Genomic DNA, 13,198 nt, shown 5'->3' on the forward strand with positions numbered 1-13,198 from the left:
CCTAACGCCGGGGTGCGCCGGCCAGGGCTCAGGCCGTCGAGACACCGGCTGCGGTCCACTCCTCATGCACGCGGGGCAGGTTGTCGGGCGAGACGGCAGCCGTGAGCCCCTGCAGCACGCGCACCGCGAAGCCCTCGCCCGCGGCGTCGAGGGCCGTTGCGCGGACGCAGTAGTCGGTCGCGATGCCGCAGACGTCCACGGTGTCGACGCCCTCGGCTCGCAGCCAGTCCGCGAGCGTCACGCCGTCGGCCGAGGCGCCCTCGAAGCCGGAGTACGCGGCGGCGTACTCACCCTTGAAGAAGATCTCGGCGAACATCTCGGGCGTCAGTGGCGGGTGCAGCCGCTCGCCCTCGGTGCCCACGACGCAGTGCCGCGGCCAGGAGTCCACGAAGTCCGGCGTGTCCGAGAAGTGCTCGCCGGGATCGATGTGGTGGTCCCGGGTCGCGACCACGGTCGCGTACGCCCCGGAGCCGATCAGGTCCGCGACGTCCTGCGCGACCCGGGCTCCGCCCTCGACGGCGAGAGAGCCGCCCTCGCAGAAGTCGTGCTGGACGTCGACGACGATCAGGGCGGTGCTCATGCCGGGGTCTCCTCGTAGACGGTGTCCAGGACGGGATCGGACTTGGACAGCTGGCGGGCGGGCAGCGGGAGCTCCGCGAGGGACGCCCTGTGGCGGTCGCGGGACTCCTCGAGGGACTCGGAGTGGATCCGCTTGCCGTCGCGAACCAGCTCGACGAGCAGGGGGCGGTCGTTGTCGTCGTGGACGGGTGTCCCGCCGACGCCGATCACCTCCGCCTCGGCGCGGCCGTTCGGCCCGAGGCGTCGCAGGGCGTACTTGCGGCCGCCGACCGAGACCTTGTCCGCGCTCCTCTTGGCGACCGAGATCATCTGGCCGTCGTCGTCCGCGCGGGACACGAGCTTGTAGACGAAGCCGCTGGTGGGGACGCCGGAGCCGGTCACGAGCGAGGTGCCGACGCCGTAGCCGTCGACCGGGGCCACCGCGAGCGCCGCGATCGCGTACTCGTCGAGATCGCTGGTGACGGTGATGCGGGTCCTGGTCGCGCCCAGCTCGTCGAGCTGCTGGCGAACGGTGCGGGCCAGCGCCACCAGGTCACCGGAGTCGAGCCGGACCCCGCCGAGCTCGCCACCGGCCAGGTCGACCGCGGCGCGGATCGCCTCGGGGATGTCGTACGTGTCGACCAAGAGGGTCGTGCCGGGGCCGAGGGACTGCACCTGGGCCTCGAAGGCCTCGCGCTCGGTGTCGTGCAGCAGCGTGAACGAGTGGGCGCTGGTCCCGGTCGTCGGGATGCCGTAGGTGCGACCGGCCTCGAGGTTCGAGGTGGCCGCGAAGCCGGCGATGTAGGCGGCGCGGGCCGCCGCGACGGCAGCGGCCTCGTGCGTACGGCGCGAGCCCATCTCGATGCACGGCCGGTCGCCTGCTGCGGTGATCATGCGCGATGCGGCGGTCGCGATCGCCGAGTCGTGGTTGAGCACCGACAGCAGCAGCGTCTCCAGGACGACGCTCTCGGCGAACGTGCCCTCCACGATCATCACGGGGGACTGGGGGAAGTAGATCTCCCCGTCGGGATAGCCCCAGATCGAGCCGGTGAACCGGTAGTCGGCGAGCCAGGCGATGGTGTCGTCGTCGACGACGCCCTCCTCGCGGAGCCACGCGAGCTCCGGCTCGCCGAAGCGGAAGTCGGCGAGGGCGTCCAGCGCCCGGCCCACGCCGGCGACGACACCGTAGCGGCGTCCTCCCGACAGGCGACGAGCGAACAGCTCGAACACCGAGCGGCGCTGGGCCGTCCCGTTGCGCAGGGTCGCCTGCAGCATCGTGAGCTCGTAGCGATCGGTCAGCAGGGCGGTGCTGGGTGTGGTCACGGGGTCCAGCCTAGGACCGACGGCGCGTGGTTTCGCGTCGTCAGGTGCCTGCGACACAATGGGGGCGTGACCACCCCGAGCCCCGTCGAGATCGCCGAGCCCGACGCCGACATCGTCGTCGAGCTCGAGAACCCCTGGGTCACCATCGTCTGGAACGACCCGGTCAACCTGATGTCCTACGTCGCGTACGTGTTCCGCAACTACTTCGGCTACACCGAGGAGAAGGCCCACGAGCTCATGCTGAAGGTGCACCACGACGGCAAGGCGGTCGTCTCGAGCGGCAGCCGCGAGGAGATGGAGCGACACGTGCAGGCCATGCACGAGTACGGGCTGTGGGCCACGCTCGAGCGGCAGGACGCATGAAGCCGTTCAAGCGCCGCCGTCGCGGCGGGATCACGGCGACGTTCGAGATCGGCGAGGCGCACCTGCTGGCCAACCTCGCGGGCCAGGTCATCGAGCTGCTGCGCGACCGCAACGGGGTCGAGGAGTCCGACGCCGATCCGCTCGCCACCCAGCTCGGCATGGGCGGGCCGTCCCTGCCCCCGGAGGACCCCGTGCTGCAGCGGCTGCTGCCCGACGCGTACCGGGGCGACCCCGACGACGCGGGGGAGTTCCGCCGGTTCACCGAGCGGGGACTGACCTCGGCGAAGGTGCAGAACGCCGAGACGCTGATCGGCTCGCTCGTCGACGGCGGGCTGACCTTCGAGGGGGTCCCCGACGAGCACGGCGATCCCGTCGAGGTCGAGCTCGACCCCGGCGAGGTGCAGGCCTGGCTGCGCGCGCTGACCGACATCCGTCTGGCGCTGGCCGTGCGGCTCGGCATCGAGACCGACGAGGACACGATGCTGGTGGCCGAGTCCGAGGACGAGGCCGTCGCTGCGATGTCCGACATCTTCGACTGGCTCGGCTACGTGCAGGAGACGTTGATCGCAGCCCTGGAGTGACGCTTCCGGCACGGGCCCGTCTCGCGGCGCGGTCGCCGTCGGGCCGCCGTGGCGATGGTCGATAAACTCACGGCGTGCTGACCATCGACCGAGCCACGCATGACGCGATCATCGCGCATGCCCGCCGCGACCACCCTGACGAGGCGTGCGGCGTCGTCGCCGGCCCGATCGGCTCGGACGTCCCCGCGCGACTGATCCCGATGCTCAACGCCGCGATGTCGCCCACGTTCTACGAGTTCGACTCCGGCGACCTGCTGCGCCTCTACCGCGAGATGGACGACAACGACGAGGAGCCGGTCGTCATCTACCACTCGCACACCGCGACCGAGGCGTATCCGTCCCGGACGGACGTCAACCTCGCCGGCGAGCCCGGCGCCCACTACGTGCTCGTCTCGACCCGCGACGGAGCCCACGAGTCCGGTCCGGTCGACTTCCGGTCGTACCGGATCGTCGACGGCGAGGTCACCGAGGAAGAAGTTCGGGTCGTCGAGGCTTATACAGATGTAGCGCCCACCGAAACGTCACAACAGAAGGCAGAGCACTGATGGCCATCGAGGTCCGTATCCCCACCATCCTGCGTCCCCTCACCGGCGGCGAGCGCGCCGTCGAGGGCAAGGGGTCGACCGTCGCCGAGCTGATCGACCAGCTCGAGCTCGATCACGAGGGCATCAAGGACCGGCTGCTCGAGAACGGTCAGGCCCGCCGGTTCGTCAACATCTACGTGAACGACGAGGACATCCGCTTCACCGGTGGCCTCGAGACCGCGGTCGCCGACGGCGACACCGTGGTCATCCTGCCGGCCGTGGCCGGCGGATCCGCCGACCTCTCCTGATTGGAACGCCGTGCGTTTTGACTCCCTGATCGACTCGGTCGGCGGTACGCCCCTGGTAGGGCTGCCGTCCCTGTCGCCGTCCCCGGACGTGCGGCTGTGGGCCAAGCTCGAGGACCACAACCCGACGGGTTCGATCAAGGACCGCGCGGCGCTGCAGATGATCCTGCAGGCGGAGAAGGACGGCCGGCTGTCGCCCGGGTGCACGATCCTGGAGCCGACCAGCGGCAACACCGGCATCTCCCTGGCGATGGTGGCCCGGCAGCGCGGCTACGAGATCGTCTGCGTGATGCCCGAGAACACGTCGATCGAGCGCACCCAGCTGCTGACGATGTGGGGCGCGAAGATCATCCCCTCGCCCGCGGCAGGCGGCTCCAACGAGGCTGTGCGGGTGGCCAAGGGGCTCGCAGCGGAGCACCCCGACTGGGTCATGCTCTACCAGTACGGCAACCCGGCCAACGCCGAGGCGCACTACGTCGGCACGGGGCCGGAGATCCTCGCGGACCTGCCCGAGGTGACCCACTTCGTCGCAGGCCTCGGCACGACCGGCACCCTGATGGGGGTCGGCCGGTTCTTCCGCGAGCACAAGCCCGACGTGCGCATCGTGGCCGCCGAGCCCCGCTACGGGGAGCTGGTCTACGGGCTGCGCAACCTCGACGAAGGATTCGTCCCCGAGCTCTACGACGCCTCGCTGATCGACTCCCGGTTCTCGGTGGGTCCCCGCGACGCGGTCCGCCGGGTCCGCGAGCTCGTCGAGCGCGAAGGCATCTTCGCGGGTGTCTCGACCGGCGCGATCCTGCACGCCGCGCTCGCCCAGGCGGCCAAGTGCATCAAGGCCGGCGAGAGCGCCGACATCGTGTTCGTGGTGTGTGACGGCGGCTGGAAGTATCTGTCCACCGGCGCGTACGAGGGCACCCTCGACGAGGCCGAGGACAAGCTCGACGGCCAGCTCTGGGCATAGGCCGGGCGCTCAGGCGTCGGCCCGGGCGCGCTCCTGGCGCAAGGTCGGCACGATCAGCAGCACGAGCCCGACCACCAGCCAGGCGAGCATGACGAGCACGGGACCGCGCACGCCGGCGTTGTCGAAGTAGACGATGCCGCGGATCGCACTGGTCGCCGCGCCCGGTGGCAACCACGGACCGATCGCGCTGAAGAACGGCGGCAGCAGATTCGTCGGGAACGCGCCGCCCGCGCTCGGATTGCCCAGCACCACGAACAGCACGATCGCCACACCGATCCCGAGCACGCCCACCCACGCCTCGCACGCGAGGGTGAACACCGTCACCGCGAAGACCAGCAGGGCGCCGAACGCTGCGAGCGGCCAGTAGCCGTGGTCGAGGGCGTCGAGCCACGGCCCGACGATCCAGGCGCCACCCAGGCCTGACAGCACCGAGTAGACCGCGACCCGAGCGATCCGGATGCCCAGTCGGCGCCTGCTCGGCAGCCGCTCGCCCTCGGTGATCCCGAGGATGGACGCTGCGAGATAGCCGCCGACGACCCAGCCCACCGCGAGGTAGAACGCGCTGAGCCCGAGGTCGTCGCCCTTGCCGGCGGGGACCACGTCGGAGATCTTCACGGGGCGCTGCTGCTCGGCGGCCACCGTCTTGACGACCTTCTCGATCGCCTCGGACAACGACGACCCTTCCGCGCTCGCGACGAGCAGCTGATAGCCCTGCTCACCGAGGACCAGCACGGCGCCCACCGAGCGGTCCTTCAGCTTGCGGCGGCCCTCCGCCTCGTCCTTGACGACGGTGGCCTTGAGCGGCTTGTCGTCCAGACCGTTGAGCGTCCTGGCCATCTCTTGGGCGAGCTGTTCCGGCGCACCCGCCGGCGGCGCCACCGCGATCGGCGCCTTGTCCGGCTTGGGGCTGTGGAAGGCCCCGACGTAGCTCGCGGTGAAGCCCAGCTGGATCAGCAGCACGCCGATGAGCAGGACGACCGGGCTGAGCACGGGACCGGTGGAGAAGGACGACGAGGCGTGGGTGGACTCGGACACGGGTCAGATCCTTCGTTGGGGCCCTGGGGGCTCGGACGTTACCCGCGGACCTGCCGTCGCACCCGGGACCAAGGTCGCACCGCCCGGGCGCCCGTCCCCACCGGGCGCGGTGGACCTGCCACCTACGAGGTCGGTTCGGCTTCGTACGGTGGAGGAAGCACCGCGCCAACGGCAAACGGTGGGGGAAGCACCGCGACGGCCGCTCGGCTACCCTCGACCTCGTGAGCCAGATCGTGGTCTTCTCCGGAAGCGCGCACCGCCCCCTTGCCGAGAAGATCTGTTCCGAGCTGGGGCAGCCGTTGTCCGCCTCCGAGACGGCGCGGTTCAGCAATGACTGCCTGCAGGTGCAGCTGCTGGCCAACTGCCGGCGCAAGGACGTCTACATCATCCAGCCCCTGGTCCCGCCGACGCAGGACCACCTCATGGAGCTGCTCCTGATGATCGACGCGGCCCGCGGAGCGAGTGCCGCCTCCGTGACGGCCGTGATCCCGCACTACGCGTACGCCCGCTCGGACAAGAAGGATGCGTCGCGGATCTCGATCGGCGGACGTCTCGTGGCCGACATGCTGACCACCGCGGGCGCCGACCGGGTCGTGACGATGACCCTGCACGCTCCGCAGGTGCACGGCTTCTTCAGCGTCCCGGTCGACCACCTCACCGCGATCGGCGAGCTGGCCGACCACTTCCGCGGCCGCGACCTGACCGGCACGGTCGTCGTGTCGCCCGATCTCGGCAACGCCAAGACCGCCTCACTGTTCGCGCGTCTGCTCGGCGTCCCCGTCGCTGCGGGCAGCAAGCAGCGCCAGGCCGACGACAAGGTCGTCATCGACGCGATCGTCGGCGACGTCGCGGGCAAGAAGGCGATCGTCCTCGACGACGAGATCGCGACCGGCGGCTCGATCATCGAGCTCATGGACAAGCTGGCCCAGGAGGGCTGCACCGAGGCGTCGGTCGCGTGCACGCACGGACTGTTCACGGGCAAGGCCGTCGAGCGGCTCCGCAACCACCCCTCGATCACCGAGGTCGTGACGACCGACACCGTCCCACGGCCGGCCGACTGGCCCGAGCTGCAGGTCCGATCGGTCGCAGGCCTGTTCGCCGAGGCGATCGCCCGGATCCACGCGGGGGAGTCGGTCTCCTCGTTGTTCGACGGGGTCGACCCGGCCCACGCCCCGCCCCAGCCCAAGCTCCCGCTCTGACCCCGGCCCGGCCCGGGTGGAATGCGGGTCACATGTGATCTGGGGCCCGTTCACTTTGTCGCCGCACCCTGCGGCCGTAGGGTTCAACGTTGTGAGTGACGCACCGATCGGCATCTTCGACTCAGGCTTCGGCGGTCTGACGGTCGCGCGTGCCGTCCTCGACCAGCTGCCCCACGAGCCGGTGCTCTACCTCGGTGACACGGCCCGCCAGCCCTACGGTCCCAAGCCCATCTCCGAGGTCCGCGAGTACGCCCTGGAGTGCCTCGACCACCTCGTGGCCCAGGGCGTCAAGGCCCTCGTGATCGCCTGCAACTCCGCGAGCGCCGCAGTCCTGCGCGATGCGCGCGAGCGGTACGACGTGCCGGTCGTCGAGGTCATCGTCCCGGCCACCCGACGTGCGGTCAGCGCGACCCGCAACGGCGTCGTCGGCGTGATCTGCACCGAGGCGACCGCCACCTCGCGGGCGTACGACGATGCGTTCGCGGCCAATCCCGGCATCACGCTGCACACGCAGGCCTGCCCCCGGTTCGTCGAGCTCGTCGAGCAGGGAGTGACGAGCGGTCCCGAGCTGTTGTCGGTCGCGGAGGGCTATCTCGCACGCCTGATCGATCTCGACGTCGACACCCTTGTTCTCGGATGCACCCACTACCCGCTCCTGACGGGCGTACTGTCCTACGTCATGGGCGATGGTGTGACGCTCGTCTCGAGCGCAGAGGAGACGGCCAAGGACGTCTACAGGCTCCTGGTGCGCGAGGGGCTCGAGCGCGACGCCGCGCTGCCCTCACCTGCCCACGGCTTCCTGACGACGGGCCGGCCCGAGGAGTTCCGCACGCTCGCGCGACGCTTCCTCGGCCCCGAGGTCGAGTCCGTGACCCAGTTCTCGTGGATGGGCGCGGCATGAAGCTGACCGTCATCGGCTGCGCCGGATCGTTCGCGGGGCCCGACTCGCCCGCGAGCTGCTATCTGCTCGAGGCTCCGTTCGAGGGCCGCACCTACCGCCTCCTGGTCGATCTCGGCAGCGGCGCGTTCGGTGCGCTGCAGCGGCACAGCACGATCCGCGACATCGACGCGATCGCGCTGTCCCACCTGCACGCGGACCACTGCTTCGACATGTCGGGCTTCTACGTCGTGAGCCGTTATCACCCCGACGGCGCCTTCGCGCAGATCCCCGTCCACGCCCCCGAGGGAGCCGGGGACTTCCTCGTCTCGGCCTACGGCCTCGAGGAGCGGGACGGGATGAGGGAGCAGTTCGACTTCAGCCCGTGGGCGGACGGCGGCACGGTCCAGCTGGGACCGTTCACGGTCACCTCGGTCCGGGTCAACCACCCCGTCCCGGCGTTCGCGTTCCGCATCGCGACCGACACCCACTCCTTGGCGTACTCCGGTGACACCGGCCCCACCGAGGCCCTGGCCGCCCTGGTCGAGGGCGTGGACGTCTTCCTGTGCGAGGCCTCCTTCGTGGAGTCCGGCAGCAACCCGCCCGATCTGCACCTGACCGGCGCGGAGGCCGGGACGTACGCCACGCGCGGCAAGGTGGGCCGTCTCCTCGTGACGCACATCCCCTCCTGGACCGATCGAGCCGAGGTCGAGTCCGACGTCAAGAGCACCTGGGACGGAGCGTTCGAGCTGGTCGCCGCCGGCTCGACCTACGAGCTCTGATCCGTGCCGGGCAGGGGCCGACCGCCCCGATAGGCTCGAGACATGACCCGCGAAGATGGCCGCCAGGCCGATCAGCTCCGTCCCGTGACCATCACCCGCAACTGGCTCGACCACGCGCAGGGCTCATGCCTCATCGAGTTCGGCAAGACCAAGGTGCTGTGCGCCGCGAGCGCGAGCGAGGGCGTCCCGCGCTGGCGCAAGGGCTTAGGCCTCGGCTGGGTCACCGCGGAGTACGCGATGCTGCCCCAGGCCACGCATGACCGCTCGGCTCGTGAGTCGGTCAAGGGGCGCATCGGCGGCCGCACGCACGAGATCTCCCGGCTGGTGGGCCGGTCGCTGCGGATGGCGATCGACTACAAGGCCCTCGGTGAGAACACGATCACGATCGACTGCGACGTCCTGCAGGCCGACGGCGGCACCCGCACCGCGGCGATCACCGGCGCGTACATCGCACTGGCCGACGCGGTCGAGCACCTGCGCGGCAAGGGAGCGCTCGCGGGTGAGCCTCTCGTCGAGTCCGTCGCCGCGATCAGCGTGGGCATCATCGACGGCGTCCCGCTGCTCGACCTGCCGTACGTCGAGGACGTCCGCGCCGAGACCGACATGAACGTCGTCATGACCGGCTCGGGCAAGTTCGTCGAGGTGCAGGGCACCGCGGAGGGCGCGCCGTTCGACAAGGCCGAGCTCGACGCGCTGCTCGAGCTCGCGGCCGCGGGCTGCGCCGACCTGACCCGCCTGCAGAACGAGGCCCTCGGCCGATGAGCAGGGTCGTGCTGGCGTCCAACAACGCCAAGAAGCTCGCCGAGCTGCGGCGCATCCTCGAGCCGCTCGTCCCGGGCATCGAGGTGCTGGGGCTTGCGGACTTCCCGGCGTACGACGAGCCCGCCGAGACCGAGCCGACCTTCGAGGGCAATGCGCTCATCAAGGCGCGCGCCGCCCTGCGGGCGACGGGGCTGCCGTCGCTGGCCGACGACTCGGGCCTGTGCGTCGACGCCCTCAACGGGATGCCGGGTGTGCTGTCGGCGCGATGGTCCGGCGTCCCCAAGAGCGAGGGCGGCGACGCGGCCAACAACCGGCTGCTGCTCAGCCAGCTCTCCGACGTCCCGGCGGAGCGGCGCACGGCACAGTTCCGGTGCGCGATGGCGCTGTGCACGCCCGAGGGTCTCGAGCTCGTCGAGCACGGCGAGATGGCAGGGCGGATCCTGACGGCCGAGCACGGCGGGGGCGGCTTCGGCTACGACCCGCTGTTCGCGGCCGACGGGTTCGAGGTGTCGACCGCCGAGCTCGACCCGGCCGACAAGGACCGCATCAGCCACCGCGGCAAGGCTCTGGCGGCGATCGCGCCGGCCGTCGTGGCGGCCCTGACCGCCTAGGACTCACTCCAGGGCGCGGATGACGCGGCGGGCGATCGCAGCGCTGCCGTGGCGGTTGGGGTGCACGCCGTCGACGACGCGGGACGCCGTCAGGGCACCCGCGGTGCTGATGAACTCGAAGCCGTGCGCCTCGGCCTGCGCCCGCACGATGCCGGTGATGCGCACGCCCGTCCTGGCGTCGAGCGGGCCCCACGGGGGACCCAGCACGATGACGCGGGTCGTGGCCGGCACGAACGTCTTCACGGTGTCGAGGTAGGTGCCGACTGCGTGGTCGATCTCGTGGTCGGTCGACGGGACGAACATCCCGTCGGCACAGCGTGCCCAGTCGTTGCGGCCCCCCTCGACGAACAGGATCGACGGTGCCGCGCCCGCGTAGACCTCGGTGCGGTCGATGAACCGGTTGCCCTCGCACCGGTGACCGGGGCGCAGGTAGCCCGACCCGGACTGGGCGTACGTGCGGACGTCCGCGCCGAAGCGGTGCCCGACGATGCTCCACCAGCCCTGGCGCTCATCGCCCGGCGAGTCGTTGTAGCGCGCGGTGATCGAGTCACCCACCACGACGATGCCCCGAGGCGCGAGCACCGACTCCTCGTGGGTCTGCCCGCCCTGCGCGCCCTGCCAGGCCACGAACGGCCCGAGCACGAGGGCCACCACGAAGGCGATGACGACCGGCCGGCGGGCCGTCTTCCTGGACAGGGTCATGGTGCGCTTGTCTTCTTTCCCGAGAGAGCACACTCTACGCCTGCCGGCGCCCACCCGGACCGGATCTGCCGAAGACGGCGCGAGGGTCCCGTGCGTCAGCTCGGCAGGGCGAAGTCCTGCTGGCGCCACGCCTCGAAGACTGCGACCGAGGCGGTGTTGGCCAGGTTCATCGACCGACGGCCGGGCAGCATCGGGAGCCGGACGCGGGCCTCGACCCGTGGATCGTCCAGCACCTGCTCCGGCAGGCCCGTCGGCTCGGGACCGAACAGCAGGACGTCGCCCGGCTCGTACGCGACGTCGGTGTAGAGCTGCTCGCCGCGGGCGGTGAACGCGAACACCCGGCTGGGCGCGAGCGCCTCCAGTGCGGCGTCGAGGTCCGGGTGGACCGTCATGACGGCGAGGTCGTGGTAGTCCAGCCCGGCCCGCCTGAGCTTGGACTCCTCCAGGTCGAAGCCCAGCGGCTCGACGAGGTGGAGCTCGGCGCCCGTCACGGCGGCGAGGCGGATCGCGGCGCCGGTGTTGCCCGCGATGCGGGGCTCGAAGAACAGGATGCGGAACATCAGTGGGGCCTCCGGTGGAGAACGAGGTGGACGAGGAGCCCCGCGACGAGCGCCCAGAACGCCGAGCCGATGCCCAGTGCCGAGACGCCCGAGGCGGCGACCAGGAAGGTGATGACGGCGGCCTCCCGGCCCGCGCGGTGCGAGACGGCGCCCTCGAGGGCGTCCGCGAGCGTACCGAGCAGGGCGAGCCCCGCGACGGTCGCGATGACGCCCACGGGCGCGACCGCGACGAGGGCCGCGAGTGCGGCCGAGCCGACGCCCAGCACGACGTACGTGCCGGCGGCGGACTGAGCCGCGATCCACCGTCTGCGGGGATCCGGGCCCGCCGGGGGACCGGCGGCGAGGGCTGCGCTGATCGCGGCGAGGTTGACCGAGTGCCCGCCCGCGGGCGCGCCGGCGACCGTCGCGACGCCGGTGGCCACGATCGCGCCGCGCCACGGGACGTCGTACCCGAGGGACTTCATGATCGCGACGCCCGGGACGTTCTGCGACGCCATCGTCACGACGTACAGGGGCAGCGCGATGCCGATCATCGCCGCCCAGCTCCAGGCGGGCGTCGTGAGCGAGAGCTCGGGAAGGAGCGAGGATCCCGCGATCGAGGTGCCGTGGCGCACCATGTCGACGCCGATGACCAGGCCCGCGCAGGCGAATGCCGCCGGGACCGCCCACCGCGGGGCGAACCTGACCCCGAGCAGCCACACGAGCGCGATGGGCAGGATCGCCCCGGGGTTCTGCTTGACCGCGGTGACCGGTTGCAGGCACAGCTCGAGCACGACGCCCGCGAGCATGGCCTGGGCGATCGGCGCAGGGATGCGGGAGATGAGCCGCCCGAGGGCCGGCCACAGCCCTGTGAGGACATATGCGGCGCCTGCGACGAGGAAGGCGCCGATCGCGACCGGCCAGCCGCCGTCGAGGGCCTCGGTGCCGGCGAGCAGGGCCGCGCCGGGGGTGGACCAGGCCAGGATCAACGGCATCCGGTAGCGGGTGCTGAGCCAGCACATCGCGGCAGCCTGGGTGAGGCAGAGGGCCAGGAGCCCGGACGCCGCCTGGGAGGGGGTCGCGCCCACCGCGTGCAAGCCGGTCAGGACGACGGCGAACGAGCTGGTGTAGCCCACGAGGACCGCGACGACACCTGCGCTGATCGGCTGCTGCAGATCGCCGCCCGCCGTCCGCCCGCGCTTCATGGTGAATCACCCTAGACTCCTCGACCATGGCCACTCCCCAGCGCGTCCACGTCACGCACACGTACACGTCCGATCCCGCCACGGTCTTCGAGAGGCTGTCGGAGCACGAGAACCTCGGACCGGTCCTTGGCGCCAAGGTCGCGCGGGTCTCGGACGGTGACACGTCCCGCAACGGGGTCGGATCGACCCGCAGCCTGAAGATCGGTCCGCTCCCGGCCTTCCACGAGACCACGACGGTCGCGGAGCCGAACACCCTGATCGAGTACGCGATCACCAAGGGCAGCCCGCTGAAGGGGCACTGGGGTCGTCAGGTGCTCACCCGGACCACGGACGGCGGGACCCTGCTGGACTACACGATCGGCTTCGACATGGCCGTGCCCGGTGCTGCCGCCGTGGTCGGCAAGATCCTGCAGGCCTCGATCAGCAAGGGAATCGGCAAGCTCGCTCCCTAGGCGCTCAGCAGGTCCCAGACGCGGGCCGTCTGCGCCTCGACGTCACCGGGATGGATCTGCTGGAAGTTGCGTCCGCCCCGACCGAACGTCTGGGTCACCGCCGCGGGGACGAGGGCCGGGTCGACCTCGACCCATGCGCAGTCGCGCACGTGGACGAGGTCGACCTCGGCGCCGTCGTCGTCGCGTCGCCGCGGGCCGTGGATCCTGCCCACGTACGTCGAGCCGCCCGGGACGCGCGTCCACACGAACGAGCCGTCGGGGGCGTCGACCAGCCGCTGGAGCCGGCGCTCGGCCCCCTCGTCGGTGGGCTCTCCCATGCCGCACAGCCCGAGGCGCAGCGCCCGCTCGAGCGTCCCCGAGTGCGGGACCTCGTCACTGCGCGAGCGCATCGGGGCGCGGTACACCGGCGACGTCACCGC

Annotated in this window: 18 protein-coding genes; 11 read left to right on the top strand and 7 right to left on the bottom strand. The window is 71.2% G+C overall.

What is annotated here, in order from left to right; all coding sequences use genetic code 11:
- Positions 1 to 28 precede the first annotated feature (28 nt).
- Complete coding sequence (locus tag GEV27_RS16620) at positions 29 to 580, bottom strand: isochorismatase family protein (protein ID WP_153935128.1); 552 nt, start codon at positions 578 to 580, stop codon at positions 29 to 31.
- Entirely contained in the window at positions 577 to 1,881 is a 1,305-nt protein-coding gene (locus GEV27_RS16625) for a nicotinate phosphoribosyltransferase (RefSeq protein ID WP_153651983.1), read from the bottom strand. Before GEV27_RS16625 ends, GEV27_RS16620 begins: the two co-directional genes overlap by 4 nt.
- Before the next feature lie 66 nt (positions 1,882 to 1,947).
- Between GEV27_RS16625 and clpS the strand changes: the two genes are divergently transcribed.
- The 5 genes from clpS (at position 1,948) to GEV27_RS16645 (ending at position 4,615) form a co-directional block, all read left to right on the top strand.
- Entirely contained in the window at positions 1,948 to 2,244 is a 297-nt protein-coding gene (gene clpS, locus GEV27_RS17910; RefSeq protein ID WP_153651984.1) for an ATP-dependent Clp protease adapter ClpS, read from the top strand.
- Positions 2,241 to 2,825 carry a DUF2017 domain-containing protein gene (locus GEV27_RS16630; protein WP_153935130.1) on the top strand — a complete coding sequence of 195 codons (585 nt, stop codon included), beginning with the start codon at positions 2,241 to 2,243 and terminating at the stop codon, positions 2,823 to 2,825. Before clpS ends, GEV27_RS16630 begins: the two co-directional genes overlap by 4 nt.
- Before the next feature lie 74 nt (positions 2,826 to 2,899).
- Entirely contained in the window at positions 2,900 to 3,370 is a 471-nt protein-coding gene (locus GEV27_RS16635; protein WP_153651986.1) for a Mov34/MPN/PAD-1 family protein, read from the top strand.
- Positions 3,370 to 3,657, top strand: coding sequence for a MoaD family protein (locus GEV27_RS16640; RefSeq protein ID WP_153651987.1), 288 nt, complete (start codon positions 3,370 to 3,372; stop codon positions 3,655 to 3,657). The genes GEV27_RS16635 and GEV27_RS16640 overlap by 1 nt, the downstream gene beginning before the upstream one ends.
- A gap of 10 nt (positions 3,658 to 3,667) precedes the next feature.
- Positions 3,668 to 4,615, top strand: a complete 948-nt coding sequence (locus GEV27_RS16645) for a PLP-dependent cysteine synthase family protein (RefSeq protein WP_153651988.1) — start codon at positions 3,668 to 3,670, stop codon at positions 4,613 to 4,615.
- Positions 4,616 to 4,624: 9 nt separating this feature from the next.
- Here GEV27_RS16645 and GEV27_RS16650 read toward each other — a convergent pair whose 3' ends face one another.
- Complete coding sequence (locus GEV27_RS16650; protein WP_228765367.1) at positions 4,625 to 5,650, bottom strand: ABC transporter permease; 1,026 nt, start codon at positions 5,648 to 5,650, stop codon at positions 4,625 to 4,627.
- A 221-nt stretch (positions 5,651 to 5,871) separates the two neighbouring features.
- Between GEV27_RS16650 and GEV27_RS16655 the strand changes: the two genes are divergently transcribed.
- The 5 genes from GEV27_RS16655 (at position 5,872) to rdgB (ending at position 9,881) form a co-directional block, all read left to right on the top strand.
- The gene (locus GEV27_RS16655) at positions 5,872 to 6,849 is read left to right on the top strand and encodes a ribose-phosphate pyrophosphokinase (protein ID WP_153651989.1); all 978 of its coding nucleotides are present in this window, start codon (positions 5,872 to 5,874) and stop codon (positions 6,847 to 6,849) included.
- Positions 6,850 to 6,940: 91 nt separating this feature from the next.
- Positions 6,941 to 7,750, top strand: a complete 810-nt coding sequence (murI, locus tag GEV27_RS16660; RefSeq protein ID WP_309222331.1) for a glutamate racemase — start codon at positions 6,941 to 6,943, stop codon at positions 7,748 to 7,750.
- Positions 7,747 to 8,508 carry an MBL fold metallo-hydrolase gene (locus tag GEV27_RS16665; RefSeq protein WP_153911726.1) on the top strand — a complete coding sequence of 254 codons (762 nt, stop codon included), beginning with the start codon at positions 7,747 to 7,749 and terminating at the stop codon, positions 8,506 to 8,508. The genes murI and GEV27_RS16665 overlap by 4 nt, the downstream gene beginning before the upstream one ends.
- A 42-nt stretch (positions 8,509 to 8,550) precedes the next feature.
- The gene (rph, locus tag GEV27_RS16670) at positions 8,551 to 9,270 is read left to right on the top strand and encodes a ribonuclease PH (RefSeq protein WP_153935132.1); all 720 of its coding nucleotides are present in this window, start codon (positions 8,551 to 8,553) and stop codon (positions 9,268 to 9,270) included.
- Positions 9,267 to 9,881: an RdgB/HAM1 family non-canonical purine NTP pyrophosphatase gene (gene rdgB / locus GEV27_RS16675; protein ID WP_153935133.1), complete on the top strand. Its 615-nt coding sequence runs from the start codon at positions 9,267 to 9,269 to the stop codon at positions 9,879 to 9,881. The genes rph and rdgB overlap by 4 nt, the downstream gene beginning before the upstream one ends.
- 3 nt (positions 9,882 to 9,884) lie before the next feature.
- On the opposite strand, the gene GEV27_RS16680 is transcribed toward rdgB, so the two are convergent.
- The 3 genes from GEV27_RS16680 to GEV27_RS16690 form a co-directional block, all read right to left on the bottom strand.
- On the bottom strand, positions 9,885 to 10,583 hold the full coding sequence (locus GEV27_RS16680; RefSeq protein WP_153911724.1) for an SGNH/GDSL hydrolase family protein: 699 nt from the start codon (positions 10,581 to 10,583) through the stop codon (positions 9,885 to 9,887).
- 95 nt (positions 10,584 to 10,678) lie between these two features.
- Entirely contained in the window at positions 10,679 to 11,143 is a 465-nt protein-coding gene (locus GEV27_RS16685; RefSeq protein WP_153651995.1) for a tRNA (cytidine(34)-2'-O)-methyltransferase, read from the bottom strand.
- Positions 11,143 to 12,327, bottom strand: coding sequence for a benzoate/H(+) symporter BenE family transporter (locus GEV27_RS16690; RefSeq protein WP_153935134.1), 1,185 nt, complete (start codon positions 12,325 to 12,327; stop codon positions 11,143 to 11,145). The genes GEV27_RS16685 and GEV27_RS16690 overlap by 1 nt, the downstream gene beginning before the upstream one ends.
- 26 nt (positions 12,328 to 12,353) lie before the next feature.
- Here GEV27_RS16690 and GEV27_RS16695 point away from each other — a divergent pair, with 26 nt between their 5' ends.
- Positions 12,354 to 12,779, top strand: coding sequence for an SRPBCC family protein (locus tag GEV27_RS16695; RefSeq protein ID WP_153651997.1), 426 nt, complete (start codon positions 12,354 to 12,356; stop codon positions 12,777 to 12,779).
- Here GEV27_RS16695 and GEV27_RS16700 read toward each other — a convergent pair.
- Complete coding sequence (locus GEV27_RS16700) at positions 12,776 to 13,195, bottom strand: GAF domain-containing protein (RefSeq protein WP_309222332.1); 420 nt, start codon at positions 13,193 to 13,195, stop codon at positions 12,776 to 12,778. The genes GEV27_RS16695 and GEV27_RS16700 overlap by 4 nt on opposite strands.
- Positions 13,196 to 13,198: the final 3 nt, after the last annotated feature.

Origin of the sequence: Aeromicrobium sp. S22 (genome assembly GCF_009661045.1) — a bacterium.
GTDB lineage: Bacteria > Actinomycetota > Actinomycetes > Propionibacteriales > Nocardioidaceae > Aeromicrobium > Aeromicrobium yanjiei.

Bases quoted from the DNA above. Each gene is read 5' to 3' on its own strand.
- GEV27_RS16620 (WP_153935128.1), bottom strand. From the start codon at position 580: ATGAGCACCGCCCTGATCGTCGTCGACGTCCAGCACGACTTCTGCGAG.
- GEV27_RS16630 (WP_153935130.1), top strand. From the start codon at position 2,241: ATGAAGCCGTTCAAGCGCCGCCGTCGCGGCGGGATCACGGCGACGTTC.
- GEV27_RS16640 (WP_153651987.1), top strand. From the start codon at position 3,370: ATGGCCATCGAGGTCCGTATCCCCACCATCCTGCGTCCCCTCACCGGC.
- GEV27_RS16665 (WP_153911726.1), top strand. From the start codon at position 7,747: ATGAAGCTGACCGTCATCGGCTGCGCCGGATCGTTCGCGGGGCCCGAC.
- rph (WP_153935132.1), top strand. From the start codon at position 8,551: ATGACCCGCGAAGATGGCCGCCAGGCCGATCAGCTCCGTCCCGTGACC.
- rdgB (WP_153935133.1), top strand. From the start codon at position 9,267: ATGAGCAGGGTCGTGCTGGCGTCCAACAACGCCAAGAAGCTCGCCGAG.
- GEV27_RS16680 (WP_153911724.1), bottom strand. From the start codon at position 10,583: ATGACCCTGTCCAGGAAGACGGCCCGCCGGCCGGTCGTCATCGCCTTC.
- GEV27_RS16685 (WP_153651995.1), bottom strand. From the start codon at position 11,143: ATGTTCCGCATCCTGTTCTTCGAGCCCCGCATCGCGGGCAACACCGGC.
- GEV27_RS16690 (WP_153935134.1), bottom strand. From the start codon at position 12,327: ATGAAGCGCGGGCGGACGGCGGGCGGCGATCTGCAGCAGCCGATCAGC.
- GEV27_RS16695 (WP_153651997.1), top strand. From the start codon at position 12,354: ATGGCCACTCCCCAGCGCGTCCACGTCACGCACACGTACACGTCCGAT.